The sequence below is a fragment of the Pseudomonas sp. AC239 genome, from assembly GCF_979258545.1.
Map to the genome: position 1 here is coordinate 4,880,970 of NZ_OZ409864.1, position 26,778 is coordinate 4,907,747.

Below are 26,778 nucleotides of genomic sequence, written 5' to 3' on the forward strand. Positions count from 1 at the left end.
ACCTAGGCGTTTGCTGCGTCAGCAGATTTCAAAAACTTACGGAATGTTTAAACGTTTGGCGCGGCGGCAAACATGGTTACCTGGCTGCCACTCACGCAGAAACAACAATGCCCGCGACGGTGCGGGCATTGTTTGCAGCCAATCGCCTGAGCGGTCCGAGCCTCAGGGTCGGCCGGTCATGCAGCGAAAAACCTTCAGTGACGGTAACATGAGGCCCCGCTTACCCCGGCAAGCGCATACATTCCAATGTTTCAGGAAACCGCAATGACCCAGAAGCAACGCTTGATTTACTCGATTCTGATCGCTCTGTCCGTCCTGGCGATCATGCTGGGCCTGTCCTGGCTGCAGAACACCGGCATGATCACCGAGAAGACTTTCCAGTACGTGGCGATCGGCGTGGCGGTCGTGGTGGTGGTAATCAACGGCGTGATGCGCCGCAAGGTCAAGCCCTGACGGCGAGCCCCCGGGGCCTCAATCGTGGTTGAGGACCGCCGCAGCCTGCGGGTGCAGGCTGTAACTCTTGTCGGCGTTGAAGGTGATCACGCCTTCGGCGCACAAGCGTTTGAGCACTTCGCGCACGCTGAGAAACGACAACGGCACGTCCAGATCGAGCAACTGGCTATGCACGCCTCGCACGCCCAGACGACGATCGCTCTGTGCCGCCACCAACAGGGCGTCGATGACCTTCAAGCGAATCAGGCTGGTGCGCAGGCCGAAACTCTTCAGCAGAACCCGGATACGCTCATTGCCCGGGCGTTCGCAGCGCTGGGTGAAATTGCCGGTGTGCGAACTCATGGAAACGCTCTGTGGCGTCTGGCTACCGTCCGATGGTAGTTGCGAGTTGTACATGCGATTACTCCTTTTCAGAGCCAGATCGGGAAAGGTTTTGTTGCGCTCTCTAAACAAGACGTTTCAGTTCGACAAATCATGAAAGAAAAGATGTAGAAATTTCGTCGCAAATTCGTCTCGGCCTTGTGATGCCGGCCTTGCCTGATTGGATTGCCCGCTAAATTTTTTTCCTCAGCTTCGTTTCTTCGACAGGCTCATTGCGCGTGGACGCAGGGGCAATCGACCTATCGATCAGGAGCGAGCGTGATTATTTCCAGGCAACTCACCGGGCTGGCCATTGCCGGCACCTTATTCGGGCTGAGCCTGTCGGCCCACGCGCTGAGTCCGTCTGCGGACATCCGCGCGGACATTCGCCGCACCACGTTTGGCGTGCCGCACATTCGCGCCGAGAACGAACGCGGTCTGGGTTTCGGCATCGGCTACGCCTACGCCCAGGACAATCTGTGCCTGCTGGCTAACGAGATAGTCACCGTCAATGGTCAGCGCTCGCGGTATTTCGGTCCCGAGCAGTTCACGGTCGAGCAACGGGAAAACCGTGTCAGTGATGTGTTCTTCACTTGGCTCAACACACCCGAGGCGGTCAACGCATTCTGGCAGGCGCAACCGGTTCAGGTGCGTGATCTTGTCGAGGGTTACGCCGCCGGTTACAACCGTTATCTGGCTGAACGCCGTCCGCAAGGGTTGCCGCAGCAATGCCAGGGTGAATGGGTGCGTGATATCCACGCCGAGGATCTGGTCAAGCTGACGCGGCGCCTACTGGTTGAAGGCGGTGTGGGCCAATTCGCTGAAGCCCTGGCTGGCGCGACGCCACCGCAAGCTACTGCTCAGGTCCAGCATGGCACCGAGGCGTTCCAGTTGGCCGACGCACGTCAGCAGCGTTTCGCCCTGGATCGTGGCAGTAATGCCGTGGCGGTCGGCAGCGAGCGCTCGTTCAACGGCCGCGGCATGTTGCTGGCCAACCCGCATTTCCCGTGGGTCGGCGGCATGCGCTTCTATCAGATGCACCTGACCATTCCCGGCAAGCTCGATGTCATGGGTGCCGCTTTGCCGGGATTGCCGATGATCAACATCGGTTTCAACCAGCATCTGGCCTGGACCCACACCGTCGATTCGTCGAAGCACTTCACGTTGTATCGCCTGCAACTCGATCCGAAGGATGCGACCCGGTATTTGCTGGACGGCAAGTCGCTGCCATTGAGCAAACAGACGGTCACCGTGCAGGTCAGGCAGGCTGACGGCCAGGTCGTGCCGGTGGCCCGCGATGTTTACAGTTCGCAATTCGGGCCGATTGTGCAATGGCCGGGCAAGCTCGATTGGGACAAGCAATACGCCTACAGCTTGCGCGATGCCAACCTGGAAAATGATCGCGTGCTCAAACAGTGGTATGCGATGAACCAGGCCGGCAATCTCAAGGATCTGCAAGACGCGGTGCAGCAGATACAGGGCATTCCGTGGGTCAATACCCTTGCAGTGGATGACAAGGGGCAGACGCTGTACATGAACCTGTCGGTGGTGCCGAACGTCAGCGTGGAAAAACTGGCCAAGTGCAGCGACCCGCGCCTCGGTCTGCGCATGATCGTGCTGGACGGCTCCAACAGCGGCTGTGCCTGGGATATCGATCCGCAAGCGGCGCAGAAGGGCATATTCGCTTCCAGCCAGCTACCGCAATTGCTGCGCAAGGATTTCGTCCAGCACTCCAACGATTCGGCATGGCTGGCCAACCCGGCGCAGCCGCTCGCTGGTTATTCGCCGCTGATCAGCCAGGACGGCCAACCGCTCGGCCTGCGCTCGCGATTCGCCCTTGATCGTTTGGCTGACCTGAGAAAAAAAGGCCCACTGGCGGTCAAGGATCTACAGCACATGGTGATGGACGATCAGGTTTATCTGGCCGCGCAGGTCATGCCGGATCTGCTGAGGTTCTGCGGATCCAATCTGGGCAGCGATGCGGCCACGCTGAAGCCGGCCTGCGCCAGCCTCAAAGCCTGGGACAGCCGCGCCAATCTGGATGCCGGGCTTGGTCTGGTGCATTTTCAAAACATCATGCAAACGCTGCTTGAATCACCGGATATCTGGCGGGTGGCATTCAATCCCGCCGATGCGCAAAACACGCCGCGTGGTCTGGCGGTCGAGCAACCGGCGGTTGCCAAAGCGCTGCGCGAGGCGATGCTGGCGTCGGTCGAGCAGGTCGGAAAAATGGGCCTGAAGCCAGACATGCGTTGGGGTGATATCCAGGTGGTCAGCAGCGGCGGCCAGCAAACGCCGATTCATGGCGGGCCGGGTACGCTGGGCATCTACAACGCGATGCAAAGCGTGCCCCGTGAGGACGGCAAACTTGAGGTGGTCAGCGGCACCAGCTATCTGCAAGTGGTGAGCTTCGACGAAAAAGGCCCACATGCCCAAGGGCTGCTGGCGTTCTCGTTATCCAGTGACCCGGTGTCGAAATATTCGCGTGATCAGACCGAGGCGTTTTCGAAGAAACAGTGGAGTCTGCTGCCGTTCACCGAACAACAGATCCAGGCGGATCCGCAATATCAGGTTCAGACGATCAAGCAGGATCAGGCAGGGAAAGTGGCAGCGCAGTAGAACAGTCATCGCCTGAAACAAACGAAGGCCGCCTCCCGCAAGGGACGCGGCCTTCAGCTTTTGGAGGGGCGTTGCGGCATCGAATTGATCACCGGGTTGCCTTCCTTGTTGCGGGTCAGGTAGACCGGCAGCACTTTCGGCAGGCTGTTGGCGAGGTTGCTCATCTCTTTGATGTTGTACACGCCGCCCACGCGAATCGCGCCGGTACCGGTGTCGGCCAGCATCAACGGTTTGTCGAGGTATCGGTTGATCAGCGGCAGGGCGTCGTGCAGGGCAAGGTTGTCGAGTACCAGTCGGCCGCTGCGCCAGGTCAGCGAGGTGTCGCCAGGGTAGGTCTGGCTGATTTGCGGGGCGTAATCGCCATGCCGGTAGCGTGCCTGCATCGAAGGCGTCAGGCGCAAACCGTCACCCGGCAGATCACGATTGCTGCTGACCAGCACCGAACCTTCGACCAGATTCACGCGAACCTGATCTTCATACATCCACACATTGAACCGGGTGCCGGTGACGCGAATCTTGCCTTCGCCGGCGCGCACCACGAACGGATGCACGGTGTCGTGACTGACATGGAAAAACGCCTCGCCCTTGTTCAGGGTCACGCGACGTTCATGTTTGTAATTGCTGAAGGTCAGGTCGGTGTTCAGGTTGAGTTCCAGCTGGCTGCCGTCACTCAGGGTGACATGACGCACACTGTCGGTCGCGGCGTAATGCTGATAACTGTCGGGCAACCAGCCCAGACTCCAGCCACTGTAGCCCGCCAGTGGCAAGGCTAGCGCACAGGTGCCAGCGATGACCGCGAACTTGCGCCACGGACGCGACGGTTTGCGTTGCGCGACCAGCTCCCCCGGTTCGGTTCGAGGCAGGTCCCCGGCGACTTCCCAGATTTCCTGCATCGCTTCGTATTCGAAGGCGTGCAGGGGATGGGCATCGTGCCATTCCTGGAATGCGCGACGCTCCTCGTCCGTGCAGTCAGCGGCGTGCAGACGCATGCACCAGTGCGCGGCGGCATCGGTGATCGCATCGTATTCGGCTTCCGAGAGAGTGTCTTGGGTCATTGACTCGTCCTGATTTCGCTCATTCTAACCTCGCCGGCAGGCTGCCGAGAACATCCGTCATGGCATTTACCCATCAACGTGGAACTTATTTTTCCCTGTGGCGCCCAAAAAAACAGGAAGCAACTGCCTACTATCCATAAATGGAGTGAAAAAATGATCAAACAGACATTCGCAGCCCTGATTGCCACCGCCGGTTTGCTCAGCGCCGGTGCCGCTCTCGCGGACAAGCCAGGCGCAGGCTGGATCACCATCGAAAAAGCCATCGAAGTCGCCAAGACCAAGGCCGGTTATGTCGAGCTCTATGAGATCGGTGCCGACAATGACGGTTACTGGGAAGGCGAAGGGCGCAAGGCCGATGGCAGCGTTTACGAATTCCGCATCGATGGGGCGTCGGGCAACGTGCTGCGTGATCAGAAGGATTAACGCACCGTTACAACCTTTGCTGTATGTACGAAATGCGCTGGCGTCGAGCCAGCGCATTTTTTGTAACAGCGTTTATGAAGATGACGGCGGGGATGATGTCCCGCTTGTTTCAGGTGCCGGTAAGGGAATAGGCGCCGGGAGCGGATCAAGGCCTTGCCCCAGTTCGCTGATCAGCAGCGCGATCGAGTCGGCATTGGCCAGAATCACCTCGATGCGCGGCTCAACCCCAAGCGGATTGCGAAAAACTTTGCGGGCATCGGCAAGCGTTGTGGTTTTCGTCAGTTTGAGAAGCTTCTTGTACTCGTTGATCTGCAGTGGCAATTGGTCCAGATCCATCCGTTTCCCGTTCGGGCCAATTCCGGTGAACAAACGCGACGGCGGCGTAGATCTCGACAGGGACTTGCGCAGACGTTCAAGGTCGGCTTTGATCAGCTGCCCGTCCGAGGAAGTCGTGTCAATGAGATTCGTGTAAGGCGCCCTCGCTTCGACGGAAGCCAAGTCTTCACTGTCGCAAATCAGATGCGACAGCTCGTGGATCAACGTGACCGCACGAGCGTGGGAATCAACGTTGAACCTGGCAGGCAACACAGGCGTATAGGCATCCATGTCCGGATTAAAGAAATGTTCGGTCAGGTGGACAATCCGTCGCTTGTCCTCTTTGAACACAAAGGCCACGGTGTCGTCGTCATAGTAGGCATTGAGCCCGGCGAAAAACCGTTCGGTATAGAGCAGATCGTCTTTCGGATCGGTCAGCTCGCGACAAATCGGCAGAATCACCTTTTCGATCTTGCGCAGCAGGAAGGAAGTCACTTGTGGCACTTCGAAGAACTGCCTGAGCACTGTTTCTACCCGGGTGCCACCCAGGTTGTCGCGATGCACGACGAAGTTATGCAGGCAGTTCAGGGCATAGGTTCGCGCCCGGCCGACTGCCTGCTGTATGACGAAGGCCCTGGCCGGATATCGCCGATGGATCTGTGTCATGCCCTGGGCCTGAACGTACATCAGGATTGAGCGGCTGCGCTCGACTTCTTCTTGCTGCATCTTGCCGCGTTTTGATCGGCAGCGCTGGATGGAATGGCCTGGGCGTGCAACAACCAGCCTGGAATTTTTCTGTTCAAGCGCCGGCCCTTCGCCGCCATCCGGTTTGCGCACAAACCAGGCGTTATCCGATTGCGCTACCGGATAGACCTTGCCGGCAATCGCAGCGTATCTATGCAATTTCGACGCGTCGGCGTACACCAGTTTATTGCTCTCCAGCTTGAGGTCTTCCAGCGCGGTGGCAGTTTCGAAGCGTTGCAGATTGGCGCGAGAGGACGTCGCTGGCGGGACTCTGGACCAGCGCGAGACAGCCTTCACCGGCGTCTCTGTTCGGGTCTTAGTCGGCGTCGACGAGGTTGACACTGGCTCAGCGGCGAATTCGGACGTTGCGCCTTCGCGCTCCGGATCCCAAGCCACGCGCCCCAGACTCAACAGGGAGATGGCACCGGCAATAAAACTCTTGAGAGCGTTGGCCCAGTGATGATCCTGAAGGTCATCGGCCGACTCCTTGAAGTCCTGGTAGCTTTTCCAGAGGAAAAACAGCGACGCCAGTTTTCCTGGCAGCAAATGCGGAACCAGGCGGCCCCCGTGGCTGAACAGAAACTTGGCTGCTTCCCAATCGGACTGGGCGTTGATCTGCGGCTGGCTACTCAGCAGTCGCGGCAAGAGGCTGAGGGTATCTTTGTGGAATCGCTCCAGTGCATTGCCTTTGATGGCGGTGTCCTGAAGGGTGATTTCGCTGGTTTGGCCGATTGTGGTGTTCAATAAATTCTTGAAGACACTTTGCTGGGGGACCGGCAGCCGCCGGATCACCAGATCCTGAAAATGCCCGGGAGTGTTCAGCGCATCGATCAACTGGCTCTGATTCTCGAACTCGCGAAATACGAACCTGGAGTAGGGCGCATAGAGCACCCGTGGGCCGCTTGTTCCTGCGCCAGGCCCGAAGACATACATGCCCAGCGCCTCGACGGGATCGGCGTGCGCGGTTTTGATCAACGCCAGGGGGCTGACAATCGCATCGGCACCCTCGACCATCGTACGCGCCATCCCGTCCGGCATATCGAGCACCTGGCACACATAGTCGTAGCCGGTATCTGACAGTTGTTGTTGTAACTTCAACGCGTGTGCGTGCTGGATCAACTGCCAGGGCAACTGACGGAAGAACCGTTGTTTGCGCGCGCGCGCAGCGTCATTGTCCGCTGTCAGTGCTTCGGTCACTTTGCTCGTGTAGGTCGTGGCCACCTCCAGCGACTGCAACAGTTGGCGCACGGCGGCCGGGTCAAGCTTTTCCGGTAATACCGTGGCGGTTTTCGAGGCCACTTTGAAACCGGTGCCTTGCACAACGTTGTAATGATGCAGGGCAAACTCCAACAGATCGCATGCAGGTCCGGCGAGGGTCAGGTTGGGCGTGATCAAGATGTCCTGAGGCGTTAGCCCATTGTCGGGAAATCTGGCGTCGAGCAATGTTTTGAGGGTCTGCTCGACATAGGTGGCCAAGGCCGGAACGTCGTCGAGAAAATCCTTGCCGTCAAGAAACGCGCGACGCACTTCATCCAGCAGCGCAAGGTGTGTGCGTTGCTCTGTTATGGGCGCCATGCGCAACCAGTCGGGGTAGTCCAGGTGAGTGGAAACTGTTTGCGCAAGGTCAATGGCCCGACGCAGATTGGTATTGATACCCTTGGTTTTCATGCAGTCCAGGAAGTTTGCAAGCGTTTGTCTGTCCTTGATACACGTGCGCAACAGCTCACACTCCGCCAGGTAATGTTCAATGGCCGATTGCATGCGCTCGCTTGCGACGCTGCTTTCGATCAATTGAAAAGTGCTGAGCGTGTATTGCTGATCCAGTCGACGTTGCGCTGGCGGCAGATTTTCCAACAGTGTGTGGCTCTGGTTGTTGTCGTCCAGTCGGCGTTGCAATTGCGTGCGCGCAGTGTCGATGTCTTTGAACGACTCCAGGCCTGCGGTCGGTGTCCAGAGCACGCAGTGCCCGGAATGCGCGTTATCCATTCCTCCGCGTTCGGTCATCAGCAGACAATACGCAAGCGGTAGCGCACCGCTTTGGCCAGAGCAGGTCAGCGAGAGTGACCAGGCGTCCGGACGGAAACCGTTGATTGACTGACGATCGTTACGTGTCGTGCGCCTCGCATCGAAGACGGTTTCGACAATCTTGCGGTCAATACCTGGCGAAGAATCCTTGAGGCCACGCATCTGCGCTTCACTGCGCAGGCCATCCTCGAATGCTCGCGCCAGCTTCCAGCGAATGCTTTGCACAAAGGCTCGCTGATCGTCGCCGGTCAGGGTTGGCTGATCTGCAAAGCTGCTGGCGAGACTGTCCAAAGTGGCGTTCAGGCTTCGTGTCAGTTGCCTGGCCTTGTCTGCCTGGACACGCGAGGCCGGTGGAGTACTGGAAAACAGCGGTCGGGTGCTCCAGCGCGCGTGGACGTCAATGTTGAGCAGACGTTGGTGAATCATCGAGCGGATATCCAGCGCCTTGTCGAACAGCGCATGAATGTCGGTGGCACGCTCGCTCTGGCGAAAACACTGCAAGGCAAATTCGACGTTCTGCCGTTGTTTGGTAATGATCGCCTCGAACAGCGTGGTCATGATCTCGCCGGCGATGTTTTCACCGGATACCCGAGCGTGGGTGAAACCCAGATAGCGATTGCGTTCCTCCAGGCTCATCAGCCCGTACAGTTCGTCCTCATGGCCAACCGCCGCGAGCTTGGCAGTCAGCGTTCGCTGGAGATCGACGTAGTTTGTGAGCACCTGCATGCCTTGGCTGGGCGTGTAGAGGTAAGCCTTGTCGTGGTTGATCATCAGCGAGCCGGCCAACTCGACGGAAGCCGTCTCTTCGCTTAAACACACTGTTTCAAAGGTCGGACGCTGCACCGCCACGGCGGGCTCGCAGATCAAGGTATGCAGGGCATCGAACTCGCCAGCGGAGAGGATTTCCGTTTCACGTTTGATCATCAGGTCCGCACGGGCCTGATCCTGCAGCGTCCGACTGAAGAACGCGCGTCGTGAGGAGCCCTCGAATGAGGCGGCATTCCAATACGTTTCCAGTTGCCGAAAAAGCAGAATGGTCAGCTTGCCCGATGCAGACTTGATCGCAGTTGACCAGGCTGACTGGTCATCTGCGGCGGCTGACCTGGCGGGGTGAGAAAACTCGACGGTCTGGCCACGGGGCCAGCCCTGCCGGCGAAAGTGCAGCAGCGCTTCACTCAGCGACAGCGACTGGGTTGGCTGCCTGACTTCACCGGCGGTCTGCGCAGTAGTCGGGTAAAAACTGACCCGAGTTGCCGATTGTTGCAGGTCGCCAAAGTGCGTCTCGAGTTGTGCATCGAGAATGGTTTGCAACATGCTGGAGAGCGAAGGCAGGCGTTTGAGCTCGTCCAGCATATCGTTCGCGCAAGCGCCCAATTGCGCTTTGATGGCGGTTGACTGGTCGTCGAACACATCCCCTGTGATCGTTTCGCGGGTCATGGTTATGCCGCGTTTTTCCACCAGCTCCTTGCGCATCGATACCGTGAGAAAGGCCAGCAGATCGTCCTCTTCATCGGCGTTGTCCAGGCGCGTTTGCAACGCCTGCGTCAGCGCCTGATCGTCACTGAATTTTTTCAAGCCGTCGTAGGGGGTATAGAGAAACACCCCGCCGTCATCCGGTCCGGTGCCAAGGACGAAACTGCCAGCCAGCGGCACAGGTGATTGCTTTTCGGCGTTGAGCAAAATGCGCTCGGCGAGCATTGGCGGGGTTTGTTCACTGCGCAGGGCGTGGGTCGCCAGCCGCACATGCGCCAGCCAGCTGAAGTCTTTGCTGTTCAGACCATGCGCTTTGGCCAGACCGGGATGCAGGCCGGGGGATCTCAAAATGTCGGGAAACAACAGTGGGGTGGGCGAACTGGACATCATAAGGACTCTGAACGGGGCGCCATCGGGCAGGGACTCAACCATAAATCCGCGGCCGGCCACGCTTGCGGTATTCAGTTACCGCACCCGCCAACGCTGAATGTGCATCCGGACGGCGACCGCAGGGTCGATCAACCCAAGGGTTGACAGCCGACAGCCCGGGCGCAGTTAATCGGTGGGCAAAACGACCGTACGCTGTTGTTCCCTCCAATAATCATTCTGGAGCTTCAGATGTCTGCGCCACACGATCAGGGCTCGTCCTCGTTATCCCTCGAAGCACTCACGCAATTGCTTGAAACGATATTTCTGCGGCACGGCACTTCCAGCGAAGTGGCGCGCGTGCTCGCGGCCAACTGCGCCGGCGCCGAGCGTGATGGCGCTCATAGCCATGGCGTGTTCCGTATGCCCGGTTATGTCTCGACGCTGCAAAGCGGCTGGGTCAACGGCCATGCGGTACCCCAGGTGGAAGACGTTGCGCCGGGGTTTGTCCGCGTCGATGCCGGCAATGGTTTTGCTCAGCCGGCATTGGCCGCGGCCCGACCGCTGCTGATGGAAAAGGCCCGTCATGCCGGGATCGCGGTGTTGGCGATTCGTAACTCGCACCATTTCGCCGCACTGTGGCCAGATGTCGAACCGTTTGCCGATGAAGGCCTGGTGGCGTTGAGCGTGGTCAACAGCATGACTTGCGTCGTACCTCATGGGGCCGACCGGCCGTTGTTCGGCACTAACCCGATCGCCTTCGCCGCGCCAAGGGCCAATGCCGCGCCGATTGTTTTCGACCTCGCCACCAGCGCCACTGCCCATGGCGATGTGCAGATCGCCGCGCGCAAAGGTGAAAAACTCCCGGCCGGAATTGGTGTCGACAGCCTCGGCCAACCGACCCAGGATCCCAAGGCAATTCTCGAGGGCGGGGCGTTGCTGCCGTTTGGCGGGCATAAGGGGTCGGCGCTGTCGATGATGGTCGAGTTGCTGGCAGCGGCGTTGACCGGCGGCAATTTTTCCTTCGAGTTCGATTGGTCCAATCATCCCGGCGCGAAAACACCGTGGACCGGTCAGCTATTGATTGTGATCGACCCGGACAAGGCGGCAGGACAGAGTTTTGCCCAGCGCAGCGAGGAGCTGGTGCGGCAGATGCACGGCGTCGGGCTCAAGCGCCTGCCGGGGGATCGACGGCATCTGCAGCGCAGTCGCTCGATGGCACAAGGGATCGCCCTGGATGAGCAAACGTTACGGCAGTTGCGCGAAATGGCGGGGGAGTCGATTGCGCAGGCATAAAAAAAGCGAACCGCAAGGTTCGCCTTTTTTTGTGACGCTGAACTCAGCGGCGGCCGAGCAGCAGGCCCACCACCAGGCCGAAACCGGCGGAGATCGCTACGGTCTGCCATGGATGGCCACCAATGTAGTTCTCTGTGGCTTCGACGGCAGGTTTGGTGCGGTCGCGCACGCTGGACACCGAGTCCAGCGCCAGCTGCAGTTTCTGGGCGATTTGTGCACGCAGCGTTTCTGCTTCTTCGCCTACCAGTGAAGCGCTGCTCTTGAGCAGTTTGTCCGATTCTTCGATCAGAGCCTGAAGCTCGCTGAAAGCTTGATCCTTGATTTGCTCTTCGGCAGCTTGCGAGGCGGTTTTACGGGCCATTGGGTGACTCCTTGCAGGTGAATGGACAGTGACCAATGGAGTGTAGCGGCAGGCGAAAAGTTGCATGTCATTCGCGGACGAGGGAAAACCTGCACCGGAGATTTGTGCCAAGCGTGTAAGATGTCGCCATTTTACGCAGCAGGACAAATCCCCATGAGTTTCAATCTGGCCGACAAATCCCTCGCAGAGCGCGCCGCGCTGGAAGATGAGAAATCCCGTCTGTTCGAACTCTGGCAGAACAATCTGGGCAAAGCCAAAGGCGAAGCCGCACGTCTGTTTGGCGAACGCTCCAAGCGCAAGGGCAAATGGGCCGAGTGGGTTCGCGCCGAGCTGGACGGCATGTCGCCGCCGGAGTTCGCCAACATGGTGCGCAGCGAAGTCAATCGCCTGATGGCGGCGAACAAGTGAACCACTTCACGTCTGGCTGAACGTGGCGGCAATCGCCTCGCGAACCTTGACCAGCACCGGATCGATCTGCGTGCTGGTGCGCCAGCCGAGCTCCACCGGATAACGCGGTAAAGCCAAAGGGCAGGGCAGCAGCGCCAGTCCGCTCAGCGCCGCGATACTTGCGGCGGCATGGGCCGGGATCGTCGCCACCGCCTGACTGCCCTTGAGCAGAAACGGCAGCGCGGCAAAATGCGTGGTCGACGCGCAGACTCGGCGGCTCAATCCCACTGCCGCCAATCCCTCGTCGGTAATGCCGATAAAGCCGCCGGACGACACCAGAATGTGCTCGCGCGCAACAAACTCCTGCAACTCGATCTGCTGCTGGCCGGGCGCGAGACTGTCGCGATCGACCAGACACGCGTAGCTACCTTCACCCAGCACCTGACGACTGAGCAGGCGCTCGGCAAACCCGCCGGCGGTGATCGCCAGGTCGATGCTGCGTTCCATCAACGCGCGGGCGACGATCTGGCTGTGGGTCTGGCGGAAAATCAGCCGCAGCTTTGGCGCGCGACGGGCGATTTCCTCGATCAAGCGGCGGCCATAGGCAATTTCAAAATCATCTGACAGACCAGTCGCTACCGAGCGCCCGTCGTATTGATTGGCCGCGGGATCAAGCATGGCCAGACTTTGCCGGCATTTGTTCAGGGCATCGCTGATCACCGGTTTCAGCTGATTGGCTTGCAGCGTCGGCGCCAGACCGCGCCCGGTGCGCACGAACAACTGATCGCCATACACCTCACGCAAGCGACGCAATGCCGCGCTGACTGCCGATTGCGTTACGCCCAGGCGCAGGGCGGCGCGACTGGCACTGGATTCATCGTGCAGTGCTTCGAAGACTTTCAGCAGGTTGAGGTCGATGTCGGCGATATTCATTTGACTCATATCATTCAGCAGCGGGTAGGGCTTTATTCATGATCGCGTGCCGCTGGAGAATCGGCAACACCTGAACCTGATGGAGTAAACACGATGGCCAAATCCATAGTTGCTGCGCTGCAGATCGGCGCCTTGCCCGGCGGCAAAGGCGAAACCCTCGACCAGATTCTCAGCTGGGAAGACGCGATCCGCGAATCCGGCGCGGCGCTGGTGGTGATGCCGGAGGCCTTGCTCGGTGGCTATCCGAAGGGCGAGGGCTTTGGCACCCAGTTGGGTTATCGACTGCCCGAGGGGCGCGAGGCCTTCGCGCGGTATTTTGCCAACGCCATTGATGTGCCTGGCGCGGAAACCGAGGCGCTGGCCGGATTGTCAGCGCGCACCGGGGCCAATCTGGTGATCGGCGTCATCGAGCGCGCCGGCAGCACGTTGTATTGCACGGTGCTGTATTTCGACCCTCAGGCAGGACTGATCGGTAAACACCGCAAGCTCATGCCTACGGGAACCGAGCGACTGATCTGGGGCAAGGGTGACGGTTCGACGCTGCCGGTGTTCGACACCCAGGTCGGCAAGCTCGGCGCGGTGGTGTGCTGGGAAAACATGATGCCGCTGCTGCGCACGGCGATGTATGCCAAAGGTGTCGAAGTCTGGTGCGCACCCACCGTGGACGAGCGCGAGATGTGGCAGGTCAGCATGCGCCACATCGCCCACGAAGGCCGTTGTTTCGTGGTCAGCGCCTGCCAGGTACAGGCCTCGCCGAATGAATTGGGGGTTGAGATTGCCAACTGGCCGGTTGATCGACCGTTGATTGCTGGCGGCAGTGTGATTGTCGGGCCGATGGGCGATGTACTGGCGGGACCGCTGCGTGGCGAGGCGGGATTGCTGACGGCGCAGATCGACACGGATGAACTGATCCGTGCGCGGTACGACTACGATGTGGTCGGCCACTATGCGCGGCCGGATGTGTTCGAGTTGAGCGTTGATGAGCGTGCGAAGCCGGGGGTGCGGTTCAACTCCTGACCTTGAAACTTGTAGAGAACCTGTGAGAGCGAGCCTGCTCGCGAAGACGTAGGCACCATGAATATCGCAGTTGCCTGAACCACCGCCTTCGCGAGCAGGCTCGCTCCCACAGGGGTTGTGTGTTGTTCTGCCGATTTGGACCGCGGACTACCAGGTCGCCGCGCTCGCCTTGGGCAGGCTCAACTTGCCGCTGTCGGTAAAGCGCATTGTGCCAAACACCCCACCGGCCAGTTTGCCGCGCAGCACGTAGGGCAGGTTATCGAGGCTTTGCGTCTGGCTCAGGCCCAGGGTCTGGCGCAGGAACGAGAACGCCGAGACGCTGACCGGCACTGTGACAATGGCTTCAGAGAAGCGTGGGATCGAACCGCTCTGATCGCTCACGCCGGAAGCCAGCGAATGCCCATTGACCTCCAGATCCAGGGCGATGCCGTTGTAATCGATCGCCGTTTCATTGGGGTTCTGTACGCGCAGCTTGATCGCGAAGCGCACTTCCAGTTCCTGACTCGGTAACGGCTCGAGGCCGACCACGTTGATGTTCACCGGGTCGCGGTTGGGAAACAGCGCGCAGGCACTGAGGGACAACAGCAAGAGCGACAGGATGACGGCGTGGACGCGGCGCATAAGAATCTCTCGACAAAAAAGGGCTGAACCGTTGCCGGTGCAGCCCTTTTCTCCGAGGCGCGACGTCAGCGGTTCAACTGTGCGACAGCCGCCGCTTGGCCGGGTTCACCTTTGGCGGTGACGTCGGGGTTTTCCATGACCTGCAGAATCGACGCTTCCGGGTCGAAATCGTCTTCTTCCAGCTCGATGAATTCCTCGGGCAGGAAGATGTTCAGCACGATAGCGCACAACGCACCGACAGTAATTGGCGATTCGAAGATGTTGCGCAGCGCTTGCGGCAGTTCGCGCAAGACTTCCGGCACCGCCGCGATGCCCAGGCCCATGCCCAGCGAGATCGCCACGATCAGCATGTTGCGTCGATGCAGGCCGGCCTCGGCGAGGATCTTGATCCCGGCCACGGCGACGGTGCCGAACATCACCAGTTCGGCGCCGCCCAGCACCGGTTTTGGCATCAATTGCAGCACCGCGCCGATCATCGGGAACAAACCGAGCAGCACCAGCAGCCCGGCGATGAAAAACGCCACATAACGGCTGGCCACACCGGTCAGCTGGATCACGCCGTTGTTCTGCGCGAAAGTCACCATCGGCATGCTGTTGAACACCGCCGCCATGGCCGAGTTGAGACCGTCGGCGAGCAGGCCGGATTTGATCCGGCGGATGTACAGCGGGCCTTTGACCGGTTGCCGCGAGATCATCGAGTTGGCGGTCAGGTCACCGGCCGCTTCCAGTGGCGACACCAGAAAAATCACCGCCACCGGCACAAACGCCACCCAATCGAAGTTGAAACCGTACTTGAACGGCACCGGCACGCTGACCAGCGGCACCTCGGGCATCGAGGCGAAATCCACCGTGCCCATCAGCCATGCCACCACGTAACCCAGGGTCAGGCCGATGACGATCGCGCCCAGGCGCAGAAACGGCACGTCGACGCGGTTCAGCACAACGATAGTGCCGATCACCAGTGCCGCGAGAAAGACATGACTGGCCGCGCCCAGGTCGGGCGCACCGAAGCCGCCGGCGATGTCGGTCATGGCTACTTTGATCAGTGACAGGCCCATCAGCGTGATGATCGTGCCGGTCACTACGGGAGTGATCAGCATGCGCAGCTTGCCGATGAACTGGCTGAGCACCACTTCGATGAATGCTGCGAAGAAACACACACCGAAGATCGTCGAAAGGATTTCGTCAGTACCGCCGCCACGCGCCTTGACCATGAACCCGGCGCTGAGAATCACGCTGATGAAGGAAAAGCTGGTCCCTTGCAGACACAGCAGACCGGAACCCACCGGGCCGAAGCGCTTGGCCTGTACGAAAGTGCCGAGACCGGAGACGAACAGCGCCATGCTGATCAAGTAAGGGATTTCACTCTGCAGGCCCAGCGCGCCGCCCATGATCAGGGTCGGGGTGATGATGCCAACGAAACTCGCCAGCACATGTTGCAGCGCGGCGAACACGGTGGCGGTCAGGTGCGGACGGTCGTTGAGGCCGTAGATCAGGTCGTTGTTGCGCGGGGCTTTGTCAGAGGCGGTCATGGTCAGGTGCGCGCCGCGAGGCGGGGCCGGGTCAGAAAATGGGTGCGCAGAATGCCGCAAGCGGGCGGCGAGGGCAACGAGCAATAACTGCCTGAAAGGTCAGGTTTTACTGCCTTTGTGGGAGCGAGCCTGCTCGCGAAAGCGGTCTGATCGTTCCCATGCTCCGCGTGGGAATGCAGCCCGGGACGCTCCGCGTCCCTTCCAGAGCTGGAACGCGGAGCGTCCCTTGAGGCATTCCCACGCAGAGCGCGGGAACGATCATGCGTGCGTCGATCAGCAATGGCCAATCGCCCGTGGCATACTCCCGCGCATGACTTTCGACTCCCCCCTCAGTGCCTGGCAATACGCGGTCGACCACAAGGGCTTCATTCAGGATGAAGCCCAGGAACACGCGGTCTGGGCCTTGCAGAAATGCCATGAAGCCTTGCACGCCGGTGCCCGCTCGGTCAGCGGCGTGTATCTGTGGGGGCCGGTCGGTCGTGGCAAGACCTGGTTGATGGATCAGTTCTACCAGAGCCTGCGCGTGCCGGCGCGGCGTCAACACTTTCATCACTTCATGGGCTGGGTGCATCAGCGTTCGTTTCAACTCAGTGGCATCGCCGATCCGTTGCGCGCCCTGGCCAAGGAACTGGCTGGCGAAGTGCGTGTGCTGTGTTTTGACGAACTGTTCGTCAGTGACATTGGCGACGCGATCATTCTCGGCCGGCTGTTTCAGGTGATGTTCGAGGAAGGCGTGGTGATCGTTTGCACCTCCAATCTGCCGCCCGATGATCTATACGCCGATGGCTTCAACCGTGATCGCTTTACACCGGCAATTGCGGCGATCAAGGCGCATATGCAGGTGGTCGCGGTGAATGGCGCCGAGGACCATCGCTTGCATCCGGGGGCGATCGCGCAGCGCTATTTTGTCAGCACGACCGATTCGCCGAGTGCACTCGATGCCGTGTTCCAGTCGCTCGCTTCAGATGAGACTGTCAGCGAAGAGCCCGTCGCCGTGGGCCATCGAATGCTCAAAGTGGTACAGGCCAATGAATCCGTACTGTGGTGCCGTTACAGCGATCTGTGCGAACAACCTTTCGCCGCCATGGACTTCATTGCCCTGTGTGATCGCTACCGGGCTATCCTGTTAAGCGAAGTGCCGAACCTCAGCGCCAAGAAGCGCGAAGGACGCATTGCGCGCGGTACCGAAGACGGCGCCGAGCGTGTCGTCGCCGGCGATCGGGAGCTGCCGCAGTTGTCAGTACACGACGATGGCGTGCGCCGCTTCATCGCGCTGGTCGACGAATGCTACGACCGCAAGGTGCCTCTGTACGTCGCGGCAAGCGTGCCGATGAACGCGCTCTACACCGAGGGCTATCTGGAATTCCCGTTCCGCCGCACCCTCAGCCGGTTGCAGGAGATGCAGTTGCAGCGTTTCGCCGAAGCTTGAAAGAAGAGGGCGCCGACATGAGTCAACCGCTGTCCCATCATCTGCTGACCATGGCTTACCAGAATGCCTGGGCCAATCATCGCCTGGCCAAGGCCTGGACCCGGCTCGATGCCGCTGAACTGGTCGCGCCGCGGGTGAGTTTCTTCCCGAGCATTCGCTTGACGCTCAATCACATCCTCACCTGCGACTGGTTCTACGTCGACGCATTGGAGCGCGAATTGCGCGGTGACGAGCCGCATCCCGATTGCTATGTGTTCTTCAATCAGGACGAGCCGTTTACTACCGCCGCCGCGCTGCGTGCAGAACAGGTTCGCGTCGATCGCCGTCTGATCGCCTATTGCGAGCAACTGCGGGATGCCGATCTGCCAAGGATCGTCACCATCGCCCGTGACACGCCACAACATGACAGCCGCCTGCGCATGCTTTCGCATCTGTTCGAACACCAGATTCATCATCGTGGCCAGGTGCACGCCATGCTCAGCGGCACGACGGTGAAGCCACCGCAACTGGATGAGTTCTTCTGTGCAGGGGAAAGCGCGTTGCGCGCCGAGGACTTCGCCGAGCTGGGCTGGACGGAAGAACTTGTCTGGGGCCACTGACCGCGAAAGATCGCAGCTTTTCAAGTTGCCCTCTCCGGCGCACCCAAGCTAATGTCCCCTCAGCCTTTCAGCAAGCACCTTGCACGCCGGGGCCTTTGTTTATCGGGGATGGAAATGGATTCCGCAGAAATACTCGTACTTCAGGCCAGCTACAGCAACCCGGTGCACGCCGAAGCCATCGGCATCGTGCTCAACCACTACGCCGAAGATCCCATGGGCGGCGGTCATCCAATCGCCCCTGAACTGCTGCAACGCCTGCCCGAAGAACTCGCTCGCCGCCCGCATGCTTTCAGCGTGCTGGCCTTCGTTGGCGGCGAACCGGCCGGGCTGGTCAACTGTTTCGAGGGCTTCTCGACCTTTGCCTGTAAACCGCTGGTCAATGTTCACGACGTCGCGGTGGTCGGCAAATTCCGCGGCTTGGGGCTAAGCCAGAAAATGCTGCAGAAAGTCGAGGAAATCGCCCGCCAGCGCGGTTGCTGCAAAATCACCCTGGAGGTGCTGGAAGGCAATGCGGTGGCGCAAGGGTCGTATCGCAAATTCGGCTTTGCACCGGGGATGTTCAATCCGGATCACGGACGGATGCTGTTCTGGATAAAGGATTTACAGGCCTGAAAATTCCCTCACCCTAACCCTCTCCCAGAGGGAGAGGTGACTGACCGAGTTGGCCGGGCGCAATACATCGAACTGGCCCAATCTGCCTGACCAAAAAAAAGGCGCCCCAAACAGGGCGCCTCAACTGTCATCTCCCGGGCCAGAGCGGAGCCACGGGAGGTCCATCGGTTGCTCGATAAAACTCAGTCGCGATAAGACTCGGTCACCTGCGCCGTCTGGTCAGCAGGGACGCGAATTTCCTTCGCGCTGGCGTCGGCCTTCTGCTCGCTTTGCGCGCGCTGGACCGGGAAATTGTCGTAGTAATAACGCATACGCTCGGCACCGCCTTCAGCGAAGGCGCTGGTGGAACCGAGGGCGAGCAGGGTGGTGAGGATGAAAGGGGTGATTTTCATGTTGCCTCCTACTGAACAAGTGGGAGTCGGTTCGTCCGTGAAGCAGACCGCGGAAGAGAGTCTGCGTTGCGGCCATTAACAATGGGTTAACGCGGGTCAAGGGCAAATATTGCCGGGTATTTCAATGTGGAGTGCCGACGCAGCACGCCCATCAGCACACACAAAAAAGGGCCTTCGCAGGCCCTTTGTCGTGTTACTTCTGCGCCACCTCTCCCGGAGCAGGCTGCTTGGGCTTCATCAAGCTGAAATCGATCAGTGACCGTTTCGCCGTCTGATACGGATCACCAATCAACAGTTTGCGCGGCACAAAGCTGTCGCTGACCAGACTCTTGCTGCGATCCAGTTCATCCGAACTCAACCCGGCCAGATCCGCCCAGGTGTGGATGAACTGCGAGCTGCTGTACGGCCGGCTGAGGTCGCCAGCGAAGTTCCAGTCGTGGTTTTGCTTCCACTTCGGCGAGGCCCAGGCCATGAACGGGATGGTGTACATCGGCGCGGTCGGCTTGTTCTCGTTGCGGCCCAGCGTGCTGTGGCCGGCCGAGTCGAAGACGTCTTCGCCGTGGTCGGACAGGTACAGCAAAAAGCCGTTCGGATCAGATTTGGCGTAGTCCTTGATCAGGCTCGAGACCACGAAGTCGTTGTAAAGCACCGCATTGTCGTAGCTGTTGTAGGTCGGCAGTTGATCGTCGCGTACGCCGGCAGGGACGCCCTGGCGATCCTGAAACTTGTCAAAAGTCGGCGGATAACGGTACTGGTAGCTCATGTGTGTGCCGAGCAGGTGCACGACAATCAGTTTGCGCTGAGCCGGATCAGTCAGTGCCTTGTTGAACGGCTCGATCACGTCGCCATCGTATTGCGCGGCGTTCTGGTTGCGATTGTTGTTCAGGTACACCTGCTCGTCGGCCTGTTCGGAGAAGGTCGTGAGCATGGTGTTGCGCTTGGTCATGGTCTGCTGGTTGGTGATCCAGAAGGTCTTGTAACCGGCCTGTTTCATCACGCTGACCAGCGATGGCGTCGACAGGTACAGATCCGGGTTCTGCTCATCGGCGAAGGTCAGCACTTGCTGCAACGCTTCGATGGTGTAGGGGCGCGGGGTGATGACGTTGTCGAAGATCGCCAGTTGATCCTTGAGCTTGTCCAGTTCCGGCGTGGTGTTGCGCGGGTAACCGTAGAGGCTCATGCGCTGACGGTTGGTCGATTCGCCGATCACCAGCACCAAAGTCGCCGGCTGACCGGCAGAGGCGTCCTTGAGGTTTTTCAGCGGCGGGATCTTGCTCGCACTGTCGAGCATGCCCTGCATGTCACCGAGGGTTTCCTGATAGCGGTGATACGCCACGGCCATCTGCCACGGCACGGCGGGCTCGATGCGGGTTTCGAATTTCTCGAAGCCTTGGGCGAAGGTGCCCATGCGCAGGGTCTGCTTGACCAGCGGGTAGCCGACCACGGCGATTACAATCGCCGTCGCCGCTACAAGCGCGCGACCGCGCGGCATGTAAACAGGGCGCAGACGCGTCCATAAAAAGTAAGCGAACGCGGTATGGGCGAGGAACGCCGGGATCATCCACCAGGCGAAGTACTGAGTCATGTACTCGCCGGCTTCCGACACGTTCGACTCGAACATGATGAAGATGACGCTCTGGGAGAATTCCTGCTGATAAATGAAGAAGTAGCCGAGGCTGGCCATCGAGCAGGCCCACAGCACTACGCCGATGATGGCGGCGAGCAGGCGAGTGTGTTTGGGGAACAGCAACATCGGCGCCAGCCACAGCGCGCTCATCACGAACGCCTGACGAAATCCGGTGAAGCCGGATGTGCCGGTCAGCTGGATCAGCAGTTGAGTGATACCCGAGAAATACCAGAAGAAGACGAACAGCCAGATAAATCCGGCCCAGTCGAAACCGCTCGCAGTCGTTTTGCTGCGTTTGAACAATGCCATTACGCGCTCCAGCTCAATCATCAAACCCACGCCGGAACGCTTCCATGACACCGACGAACAGAGGCCGTACGCGCAGGTACGGCCAGAATGGGGCGGAGTATCCCCAAGGGCATGTGAAAGATTTGTTAAGCCCGCTTCTGATGGGTATCAGGCGTTCAGAGGTGCAACGTGTCGGGAACGACGATGGCCGTTCCCGAAGCAAGCGGGGATCAGGCGTGCGGTGCGCGCTGCACAACCGGACGCGGTTGCGGCTGCGAGCCTTGGGTCAGTGCGCGCAATTGCGCCAATTCGTGCTGCAACTGGTCGCGCTCGTCTTTCAACTGGCGCAATTCATCGCGACGGATCGTAACGTAGAGGGTTTGTGGCGGCATTGCTGTGTGTACTGTGCCCATTGCTCACCTCGCAAATGGCGTGCATCAACTGTAAGTCACTCCTCGTGCCGAGGCGCTTGACTTACTATCGGCGCCAATTTTGATTTCTTTTGCCCTTAAAGGGAACTTTTTTATTTTTCATGGTCGGTGTGTCTTCGGCAGGATTCGGGGCGTTATCACTCTGGATCGGGCACAATGCCCGGAAACTTCATCGCAACGCTCTGGACTAACCTCCATCAGTCGCGTTGGGCTATAACCAATGACACACATTTATTTGTAGTAAGGAGCATCAGCACATGCAACTCGGGATTATTGGACTGGGCCGCATGGGCGGCAATATTGCGCGACGTCTGATGCTCAACGGGCACACCACCGTTGTTTACGACCGCAATACCGCTTTCATCGATAACCTGGTCGCCGAGGGCTCCACTGGCGTCGCCGACTTGCCAGCGCTGGTCGCCGGCCTCGACAAGCCGCGCGCGGTCTGGGTCATGCTGCCGGCCGGCGCGCCGACCGAAGACACCATCAACACCCTGAGCGAATTGCTCGAACCCGGCGATACCATCATCGACGGCGGCAACACCAACTACAAGGATGACATCCGTCGGGCCAAGACTCTGAATGAGAAGGGCCTGCACTACATCGACGTCGGCACCTCCGGCGGCGTTTGGGGCCTTGAGCGCGGCTATTGCATGATGATCGGCGGCGACGCTGAAACCGTGCAGCGCCTCGACCCGCTGTTTGCCGCGCTGGCGCCGGGCATGGGCGACATCCCGCGCACCAAGGACCGCAAGTCCGACGACCATCGCGCCGAGCATGGCTACATCCACGCCGGTCCTGCCGGTGCCGGGCACTTCGTGAAGATGATTCACAACGGCATCGAGTACGGCATGATGGCCGCGTTCGCCGAGGGCTTCGACATCCTCAAGACCAAATCCAGCGAACGTTTGCCTGAAGATCAGCGTTTCGACCTGAACGTGGCTGATATCGCTGAAGTCTGGCGTCGTGGCAGCGTGGTTTCGTCGTGGCTGCTGGACCTGACTGCCGATGCGCTGGCCAGCGATCCGAAGCTCGACGGTTTCTCCGGCTCGGTAGCCGACAGCGGCGAAGGCCAATGGACCATCGAGGCGGCCATGGAGCAGGCGGTGCCAGTTCCGGTGCTGTCCAACTCGCTCTTCTCCCGTTACCGCTCGCGCGGGCAAGGCACCTTCGGTGACAAGATCCTGTCGGCACAACGCTTCGGCTTCGGCGGCCACGTGGAGACCGCGAAAAAATGACCCGTACGATCCGCAGAAAATCCAAGGCAGAACCCGCACCACCGACCACGCTGTTCCTGTTCGGTGCCCACGGCGACCTGGTCAAGCGTTTGCTCATGCCGGCGCTGTACAACCTCAGTCGCGACGGCCTGCTCGACGAGAATCTGCGGATCGTCGGCGTTGATCACAACGCCATTACCGATGAAGCCTTCGCGCAGAAGCTCGAGGACTTCATCCGCACTGAAGTGGCGGCGAAGGTCGGCAAGGGCGATCAGATGCTTGATCCGGTCTTGTGGGCCAAGCTCGCCAAAGGCATCAGCTACGTCCAGGGCGATTTCCTCGACGACAGCACTTATTCAGCCCTGGCGGCGAAAATCGCCGACAGCGGCACTGGCAATGCGGTGTTCTATCTGGCCACCGCGCCGCGTTTCTTCAGTGAGGTGGTGCGCCGCCTCGGCAGCGCCGGTTTGCTTGAAGAAACGCCCGAAGCGTTCAGAAGGGTGGTGATCGAGAAGCCATTCGGCTCCGACCTGCACACCGCCGAAGCCTTGAATGCTTGCCTGCTCAAGGTCATGTCCGAGAAGCAGATCTACCGGATCGACCATTATTTGGGCAAGGAGACTGTGCAGAACATTCTGGTCAGCCGGTTCTCCAACAGCCTGTTCGAAGCGTTCTGGAACAATCATTACATCGACCATGTGCAGATTACGGCGGCGGAAACCGTTGGCGTCGAAACCCGTGGCAGTTTTTACGAACACACCGGCGCACTGCGTGACATGGTGCCCAATCACCTGTTCCAGTTGCTGGCCATGGTCGCCATGGAACCGCCGGCCGCATTCGGCGCCGATGCGGTGCGTGGCGAGAAGGCCAAGGTAGTGGGGGCAATTCGCCCCTGGTCCACCGAAGAGGCGCGGGCCAACTCAGTGCGCGGCCAGTACACATCGGGCGAGCGCGACGGCACACCGTTGAACGGTTATCGCGAAGAAGCCAACGTCTCGCCCGACAGCACCACCGAAACCTATGTGGCGCTCAAGGTGATGATCGATAACTGGCGCTGGGTCGGCGTGCCGTTCTACCTGCGCACCGGCAAACGCATGAGCGTACGCGACACGGAAATCGTCATCTGCTTCAAACCGGCGCCGTACGCGCAGTTCCGCGACACCGAAGTCGATGAGCTGCAGCCGACTTATCTGCGTATCCAGATCCAGCCAAACGAAGGCATGTGGTTCGACCTGCTGGCCAAGCGGCCGGGGCCGGCGTTGAACATGGCCAATATCGAACTGGGTTTTGCGTATAAGGATTTCTTCGAGATGCAGCCTTCCACCGGCTACGAAACCTTGATCTACGACTGCCTGACCGGTGATCAGACGCTGTTCCAGCGCGCTGACAATATCGAGAACGGTTGGCGAGCCGTGCAGCCATTCCTCGATGCCTGGCAGCAGGACGCCAGCGTCGAGTTGTACGCGGCTGGTGACGATGGCCCGCAAGCTGCGGAAGATCTCCTGACTCGCGATGGCCGCGTCTGGCACGGTCTGGGATGAGTGACCTGGCGAAACAACCCATCCGTTTTCTGCTCAGCGACATGGACGGCACCTTGTTGTTGCCCGATCACACGCTGAATCAACACACCATTGACGCCGTGCGCTCATTGCGCGAGGCCGGCGTACTGTTCAGCCTCGCCAGCGGACGCCCGCCGAAAGCCATGCTGCAACAGATCGAGGCCCTGGGCGTTGATCTGCCGACGGCGGCGTTCAATGGCGGCACCATCGTCAAACCGGACGGCACACTGTTGGCCGCGCATTATTTGCCGGCGACGACCGCACTGATTGCGCTGGCGCAGTTTGCCGATCAGTCGGACGTCGAGGTTTGGGTGTTCAGCGGCGGTGACTGGCTGCTCAAGGACCCGCACGGGCCGATGGTTCCGCGTGAGCAAAGTGGCCTCGGTTACCCGCCGGTGGTCGTGGAGAGTTTTGAGCCGTATCTGCAGCGGATCGACAAGATTGTCGCGACCAGCAACAACACAGAACTGTTGATCGAACTGGAGGCGCAGCTGTTGCCGAAGGTCAACGGTATGGCTCAGGTGTCGCGTTCGCAGCCGGTGTATCTCGACGTCACTGCGCTGGAGGCCAACAAGGGCACTGCGCTGACGACGATTGCCGAGTACCTCGGCGTACCGCTGGAACAGACCGCCGTCATCGGCGACGGCGGCAACGACCCGGCGATGTTCAAATGTGCAGGTTTGTCGATTGCCATGGGCCAGGCGGAAGAGGCGGTTAAGCGCCAGGCCGACGTCGTCACCGCGCCGAACACCGAAGACGGCGTGGCCCAGGCGATCAAAAAGTACATCCTCCCGCACTGAGTCAAATCAAAGCCTGATATGGGCTGCCTGGAATTCGGCTCACCGGAAACCATTGTGGGAGCGAGCTTGCTCGCGAAGGCGCCGGGTCAGGCGACTGAGAGGGTGGATGTGCCGCCGTTATCGCGAGCAGGCTCACTCCTACAAGGTTTCAGCGGCGTGCGCAAAATCCCGGCAAAAACACAAAACCAGTGTGGGAGCGGGCTTGCTCGCGAAGGCGCCGGGTCAGGCAACAAATCAGTTCACTGACACACCGCTTTCGCGAGCAAGCCCGCTTGCACAGTTTCAATCAGTGTTCTGTCAGAGCCAGTAGCTCACCGCGTACCAGCCCAGCAGGCCCATCACCACGGTATACGGCAGCGCCATCCACACCATGCGCCCGTAAGACAAGCGTACCAGCGGCGCGATCGCCGAGGTCAGCAGGAACAAAAACGCGGCCTGACCATTCGGTGTCGCCACACTCGGCAGATTGGTCCCGGTGTTGATCGCAATCGCCAGCGCCTCGAAATGCTCGCGACTCATGTGCCCGGCGAGGAACGCTTGTTTCACTTCGGTGATGTAAATGGTCGCGACAAACACATTGTCACTGATCGCCGAAAGCACGCCGTTGGCGATAAACAACATGCCCGGCTGTTGATCCATAGGCAGCGCCAGCACCCACTGGATCAGCGGGGCGAACAATTGCTGATCATGAATCACTGCCACTACGGCGAAAAACACCACCAGCAACGCGGTAAACGGCATTGCATCCTTAAAGGCGCTACCCAGGCGATGTTCGTCAGTGATTCCGGTAAACGCAGTGATCAACACAATCACCATCAAACCAATCAGGCCGACTTCCGCCAAGTGAAACGCCAGGCAACCGATCAGAATCAGCGCCGCGGCACCTTGCACCAGCAAAGCCGCCGTCTGGCGCGAGGTGCGCTTCGCGTTGTCTTCCGCCGCATAGTTGGCCAGCACAGCGCGCACATTGTCCGGCAGCAATGTGCCGTAACCGAACCAGCGCAGCTTCTCCAGCAGTACGCAGGTGACCAGACCTGCCACCAGCACTGGCAGCGAAACCGGCGCCACCTTGGTGAAGAACTCGCCGAAATGCCAGCCCATCTCGTGGCCGATCAACAAGTTCTGCGGCTCACCCACCAGTGTGCAGACGCCACCCAGCGCCGTGCCGACCGCGCCATGCATCAGCAGGCTGCGCAGGAACGCGCGAAATTGATTCAAGTCGTCATGATGCAGCGACGGTAGATGCTGGTCGTCACTGAACTCGCTGTCCTGACGCGGATCATTGCCCGACGCGACCCGGTGATACACCGAGTAGAACCCGACAGCCGCACTGATGATTACCGCCGTCACGGTTAACGCATCAAGAAACGCCGAAAGAAACGCCGACAAGAAGCAGAACATCAGCGCCAGAATGGCTTTCGAACGCACGCTCAACAGCAGGCGCGAGAAGAGGAACAGCAGCAGATCCTTCATGAAGTAAATGCCGGCGACCATGAACATCAGGAGCAGGATCACCGGAAAGTTGTGCACCAACTCATCGTAAAGCGCCTGTGGCGTGGTCATCTTCAACAGCAATGCTTCAATTAACAGCAAGCCGCCCGGCATCAACGGATAGCACTTGAGCGCCATGGCCAGGGTGAAAATGAATTCGATCACCAGCAGCCAACCCGCCGCAACCGGACCGATGGTGAACAGCACCACAGCATTGAGAATGAGAAAACCGACGATGGTCGCCTTGTACCAGCGTGGCGATTGCCCGAGGAAGTTGTGCGCGAACGCTTGGGCGATTGAACCGGACATCGGCTGCTCCTTTTATTTAGAAGCGCGAAAGTTGCCGGATGTTT

The 26,778-nt window shown here is 59.7% G+C and carries 23 protein-coding genes; 12 read left to right on the top strand and 11 right to left on the bottom strand.

Annotated elements, in window-relative coordinates:
- Positions 1-264: 264 nt before the first annotated feature.
- The gene (locus ACZ0AZ_RS22285; RefSeq protein WP_039760509.1) at positions 265-453 is read left to right on the top strand and encodes a hypothetical protein; all 189 of its coding nucleotides are present in this window, start codon (positions 265-267) and stop codon (positions 451-453) included.
- Between the two features lie 18 nt (positions 454-471).
- Here ACZ0AZ_RS22285 and ACZ0AZ_RS22290 read toward each other — a convergent pair whose 3' ends face one another.
- Positions 472-849: a fe2+ zn2+ uptake regulation protein gene (locus ACZ0AZ_RS22290; RefSeq protein WP_463538159.1), complete on the bottom strand. Its 378-nt coding sequence runs from the start codon at positions 847-849 to the stop codon at positions 472-474.
- 243 nt (positions 850-1,092) lie between these two features.
- Here ACZ0AZ_RS22290 and pvdQ point away from each other — a divergent pair, with 243 nt between their 5' ends.
- The gene (pvdQ, locus tag ACZ0AZ_RS22295) at positions 1,093-3,432 is read left to right on the top strand and encodes a bifunctional acylase PvdQ (protein WP_463570672.1); all 2,340 of its coding nucleotides are present in this window, start codon (positions 1,093-1,095) and stop codon (positions 3,430-3,432) included.
- Positions 3,433-3,485: 53 nt separating this feature from the next.
- Here pvdQ and ACZ0AZ_RS22300 read toward each other — a convergent pair whose 3' ends face one another.
- Positions 3,486-4,487: a FecR family protein gene (locus ACZ0AZ_RS22300; protein WP_415762527.1), complete on the bottom strand. Its 1,002-nt coding sequence runs from the start codon at positions 4,485-4,487 to the stop codon at positions 3,486-3,488.
- A gap of 153 nt (positions 4,488-4,640) precedes the next feature.
- On the opposite strand from ACZ0AZ_RS22300, the gene ACZ0AZ_RS22305 reads away from it, so the two are divergent.
- The gene (locus ACZ0AZ_RS22305; RefSeq protein WP_129998693.1) at positions 4,641-4,910 is read left to right on the top strand and encodes a PepSY domain-containing protein; all 270 of its coding nucleotides are present in this window, start codon (positions 4,641-4,643) and stop codon (positions 4,908-4,910) included.
- Between the two features lie 72 nt (positions 4,911-4,982).
- On the opposite strand, the gene ACZ0AZ_RS22310 is transcribed toward ACZ0AZ_RS22305, so the two are convergent.
- Entirely contained in the window at positions 4,983-9,854 is a 4,872-nt protein-coding gene (locus tag ACZ0AZ_RS22310; RefSeq protein WP_463538160.1) for a dermonecrotic toxin domain-containing protein, read from the bottom strand.
- A 231-nt stretch (positions 9,855-10,085) separates the two neighbouring features.
- Here ACZ0AZ_RS22310 and ACZ0AZ_RS22315 point away from each other — a divergent pair, with 231 nt between their 5' ends.
- Positions 10,086-11,129 carry an Ldh family oxidoreductase gene (locus ACZ0AZ_RS22315; protein ID WP_463538161.1) on the top strand — a complete coding sequence of 348 codons (1,044 nt, stop codon included), beginning with the start codon at positions 10,086-10,088 and terminating at the stop codon, positions 11,127-11,129.
- Between the two features lie 43 nt (positions 11,130-11,172).
- Here ACZ0AZ_RS22315 and ACZ0AZ_RS22320 read toward each other — a convergent pair whose 3' ends face one another.
- Positions 11,173-11,490, bottom strand: coding sequence for an ElaB/YgaM/YqjD family protein (locus ACZ0AZ_RS22320; protein ID WP_016774661.1), 318 nt, complete (start codon positions 11,488-11,490; stop codon positions 11,173-11,175).
- A gap of 153 nt (positions 11,491-11,643) precedes the next feature.
- On the opposite strand from ACZ0AZ_RS22320, the gene ACZ0AZ_RS22325 reads away from it, so the two are divergent.
- Entirely contained in the window at positions 11,644-11,898 is a 255-nt protein-coding gene (locus ACZ0AZ_RS22325) for a hypothetical protein (protein WP_003224595.1), read from the top strand.
- A gap of 6 nt (positions 11,899-11,904) precedes the next feature.
- Here ACZ0AZ_RS22325 and ACZ0AZ_RS22330 read toward each other — a convergent pair whose 3' ends face one another.
- Positions 11,905-12,819: a LysR family transcriptional regulator gene (locus ACZ0AZ_RS22330; protein WP_463538162.1), complete on the bottom strand. Its 915-nt coding sequence runs from the start codon at positions 12,817-12,819 to the stop codon at positions 11,905-11,907.
- An 84-nt stretch (positions 12,820-12,903) separates the two neighbouring features.
- Between ACZ0AZ_RS22330 and ACZ0AZ_RS22335 the strand changes: the two genes are divergently transcribed.
- Positions 12,904-13,827, top strand: a complete 924-nt coding sequence (locus tag ACZ0AZ_RS22335; RefSeq protein ID WP_129998695.1) for a carbon-nitrogen hydrolase family protein — start codon at positions 12,904-12,906, stop codon at positions 13,825-13,827.
- A 147-nt stretch (positions 13,828-13,974) separates the two neighbouring features.
- On the opposite strand, the gene ACZ0AZ_RS22340 is transcribed toward ACZ0AZ_RS22335, so the two are convergent.
- A complete protein-coding gene (locus tag ACZ0AZ_RS22340; RefSeq protein ID WP_116658237.1) occupies positions 13,975-14,448 on the bottom strand; it encodes an LEA/WHy family protein in 474 nt (157 codons plus the stop codon).
- A gap of 65 nt (positions 14,449-14,513) precedes the next feature.
- Complete coding sequence (locus ACZ0AZ_RS22345; RefSeq protein ID WP_463538163.1) at positions 14,514-15,980, bottom strand: nucleobase:cation symporter-2 family protein; 1,467 nt, start codon at positions 15,978-15,980, stop codon at positions 14,514-14,516.
- 310 nt (positions 15,981-16,290) lie between these two features.
- Between ACZ0AZ_RS22345 and zapE the strand changes: the two genes are divergently transcribed.
- From zapE to ACZ0AZ_RS22360, 3 genes are all read left to right on the top strand, one after another.
- Positions 16,291-17,409 (top strand): cell division protein ZapE, encoded by a 1,119-nt coding sequence (gene zapE, locus ACZ0AZ_RS22350; protein ID WP_463570670.1) that lies wholly within the window; start codon positions 16,291-16,293, stop codon positions 17,407-17,409.
- Between the two features lie 17 nt (positions 17,410-17,426).
- Positions 17,427-18,008 (top strand): DinB family protein, encoded by a 582-nt coding sequence (locus tag ACZ0AZ_RS22355; protein WP_039760633.1) that lies wholly within the window; start codon positions 17,427-17,429, stop codon positions 18,006-18,008.
- A gap of 114 nt (positions 18,009-18,122) precedes the next feature.
- Positions 18,123-18,620 carry a GNAT family N-acetyltransferase gene (locus ACZ0AZ_RS22360; protein ID WP_024012903.1) on the top strand — a complete coding sequence of 166 codons (498 nt, stop codon included), beginning with the start codon at positions 18,123-18,125 and terminating at the stop codon, positions 18,618-18,620.
- Between the two features lie 182 nt (positions 18,621-18,802).
- Here ACZ0AZ_RS22360 and ACZ0AZ_RS22365 read toward each other — a convergent pair whose 3' ends face one another.
- From ACZ0AZ_RS22365 to ACZ0AZ_RS22375, 3 genes are all read right to left on the bottom strand, one after another.
- Positions 18,803-19,012 carry a hypothetical protein gene (locus ACZ0AZ_RS22365; RefSeq protein ID WP_129998700.1) on the bottom strand — a complete coding sequence of 70 codons (210 nt, stop codon included), beginning with the start codon at positions 19,010-19,012 and terminating at the stop codon, positions 18,803-18,805.
- Positions 19,013-19,205: 193 nt separating this feature from the next.
- A complete protein-coding gene (locus tag ACZ0AZ_RS22370; protein WP_039760533.1) occupies positions 19,206-20,948 on the bottom strand; it encodes a phosphoethanolamine transferase CptA in 1,743 nt (580 codons plus the stop codon).
- 209 nt (positions 20,949-21,157) lie between these two features.
- Positions 21,158-21,340, bottom strand: coding sequence for a DUF6026 family protein (locus tag ACZ0AZ_RS22375; protein WP_039760535.1), 183 nt, complete (start codon positions 21,338-21,340; stop codon positions 21,158-21,160).
- Between the two features lie 275 nt (positions 21,341-21,615).
- On the opposite strand from ACZ0AZ_RS22375, the gene gnd reads away from it, so the two are divergent.
- Genes gnd through ACZ0AZ_RS22390 form a run of 3 tightly spaced genes read left to right on the top strand, consistent with a single transcriptional unit; the run spans position 21,616 to position 24,934 of the window.
- Positions 21,616-22,596 carry a phosphogluconate dehydrogenase (NAD(+)-dependent, decarboxylating) gene (gene gnd / locus ACZ0AZ_RS22380; RefSeq protein ID WP_064362242.1) on the top strand — a complete coding sequence of 327 codons (981 nt, stop codon included), beginning with the start codon at positions 21,616-21,618 and terminating at the stop codon, positions 22,594-22,596.
- The gene (gene zwf, locus ACZ0AZ_RS22385) at positions 22,593-24,116 is read left to right on the top strand and encodes a glucose-6-phosphate dehydrogenase (RefSeq protein WP_463538164.1); all 1,524 of its coding nucleotides are present in this window, start codon (positions 22,593-22,595) and stop codon (positions 24,114-24,116) included. The genes gnd and zwf overlap by 4 nt, the downstream gene beginning before the upstream one ends.
- Positions 24,113-24,934 carry a Cof-type HAD-IIB family hydrolase gene (locus ACZ0AZ_RS22390; protein ID WP_039760540.1) on the top strand — a complete coding sequence of 274 codons (822 nt, stop codon included), beginning with the start codon at positions 24,113-24,115 and terminating at the stop codon, positions 24,932-24,934. The genes zwf and ACZ0AZ_RS22390 overlap by 4 nt, the downstream gene beginning before the upstream one ends.
- Positions 24,935-25,231: 297 nt before the next feature.
- Here ACZ0AZ_RS22390 and nhaB read toward each other — a convergent pair whose 3' ends face one another.
- Positions 25,232-26,734 carry a sodium/proton antiporter NhaB gene (gene nhaB, locus ACZ0AZ_RS22395; protein WP_129998702.1) on the bottom strand — a complete coding sequence of 501 codons (1,503 nt, stop codon included), beginning with the start codon at positions 26,732-26,734 and terminating at the stop codon, positions 25,232-25,234.
- Between the last annotated feature and the right edge of the window lie 44 nt (positions 26,735-26,778).

Coding starts and splice junctions, on each gene's coding strand:
- ACZ0AZ_RS22340 (WP_116658237.1), bottom strand. CDS start 14,448: ATGCGCCGCGTCCACGCCGTCATCCTGTCGCTCTTGCTGTTGTCCCTC.
- ACZ0AZ_RS22355 (WP_039760633.1), top strand. CDS start 17,427: ATGAGTCAACCGCTGTCCCATCATCTGCTGACCATGGCTTACCAGAAT.
- ACZ0AZ_RS22320 (WP_016774661.1), bottom strand. CDS start 11,490: ATGGCCCGTAAAACCGCCTCGCAAGCTGCCGAAGAGCAAATCAAGGAT.
- ACZ0AZ_RS22290 (WP_463538159.1), bottom strand. CDS start 849: ATGTACAACTCGCAACTACCATCGGACGGTAGCCAGACGCCACAGAGC.
- ACZ0AZ_RS22330 (WP_463538162.1), bottom strand. CDS start 12,819: ATGAGTCAAATGAATATCGCCGACATCGACCTCAACCTGCTGAAAGTC.
- ACZ0AZ_RS22305 (WP_129998693.1), top strand. CDS start 4,641: ATGATCAAACAGACATTCGCAGCCCTGATTGCCACCGCCGGTTTGCTC.
- ACZ0AZ_RS22390 (WP_039760540.1), top strand. CDS start 24,113: ATGAGTGACCTGGCGAAACAACCCATCCGTTTTCTGCTCAGCGACATG.
- gnd (WP_064362242.1), top strand. CDS start 21,616: ATGCAACTCGGGATTATTGGACTGGGCCGCATGGGCGGCAATATTGCG.
- ACZ0AZ_RS22335 (WP_129998695.1), top strand. CDS start 12,904: ATGGCCAAATCCATAGTTGCTGCGCTGCAGATCGGCGCCTTGCCCGGC.
- ACZ0AZ_RS22315 (WP_463538161.1), top strand. CDS start 10,086: ATGTCTGCGCCACACGATCAGGGCTCGTCCTCGTTATCCCTCGAAGCA.
- zapE (WP_463570670.1), top strand. CDS start 16,291: ATGACTTTCGACTCCCCCCTCAGTGCCTGGCAATACGCGGTCGACCAC.
- ACZ0AZ_RS22285 (WP_039760509.1), top strand. CDS start 265: ATGACCCAGAAGCAACGCTTGATTTACTCGATTCTGATCGCTCTGTCC.
- ACZ0AZ_RS22370 (WP_039760533.1), bottom strand. CDS start 20,948: ATGGCATTGTTCAAACGCAGCAAAACGACTGCGAGCGGTTTCGACTGG.
- ACZ0AZ_RS22310 (WP_463538160.1), bottom strand. CDS start 9,854: ATGTCCAGTTCGCCCACCCCACTGTTGTTTCCCGACATTTTGAGATCC.
- ACZ0AZ_RS22360 (WP_024012903.1), top strand. CDS start 18,123: ATGGATTCCGCAGAAATACTCGTACTTCAGGCCAGCTACAGCAACCCG.
- ACZ0AZ_RS22300 (WP_415762527.1), bottom strand. CDS start 4,487: ATGACCCAAGACACTCTCTCGGAAGCCGAATACGATGCGATCACCGAT.
- ACZ0AZ_RS22375 (WP_039760535.1), bottom strand. CDS start 21,340: ATGGGCACAGTACACACAGCAATGCCGCCACAAACCCTCTACGTTACG.
- ACZ0AZ_RS22365 (WP_129998700.1), bottom strand. CDS start 19,012: ATGAAAATCACCCCTTTCATCCTCACCACCCTGCTCGCCCTCGGTTCC.
- ACZ0AZ_RS22345 (WP_463538163.1), bottom strand. CDS start 15,980: ATGACCGCCTCTGACAAAGCCCCGCGCAACAACGACCTGATCTACGGC.
- ACZ0AZ_RS22325 (WP_003224595.1), top strand. CDS start 11,644: ATGAGTTTCAATCTGGCCGACAAATCCCTCGCAGAGCGCGCCGCGCTG.
- nhaB (WP_129998702.1), bottom strand. CDS start 26,734: ATGTCCGGTTCAATCGCCCAAGCGTTCGCGCACAACTTCCTCGGGCAA.
- zwf (WP_463538164.1), top strand. CDS start 22,593: ATGACCCGTACGATCCGCAGAAAATCCAAGGCAGAACCCGCACCACCG.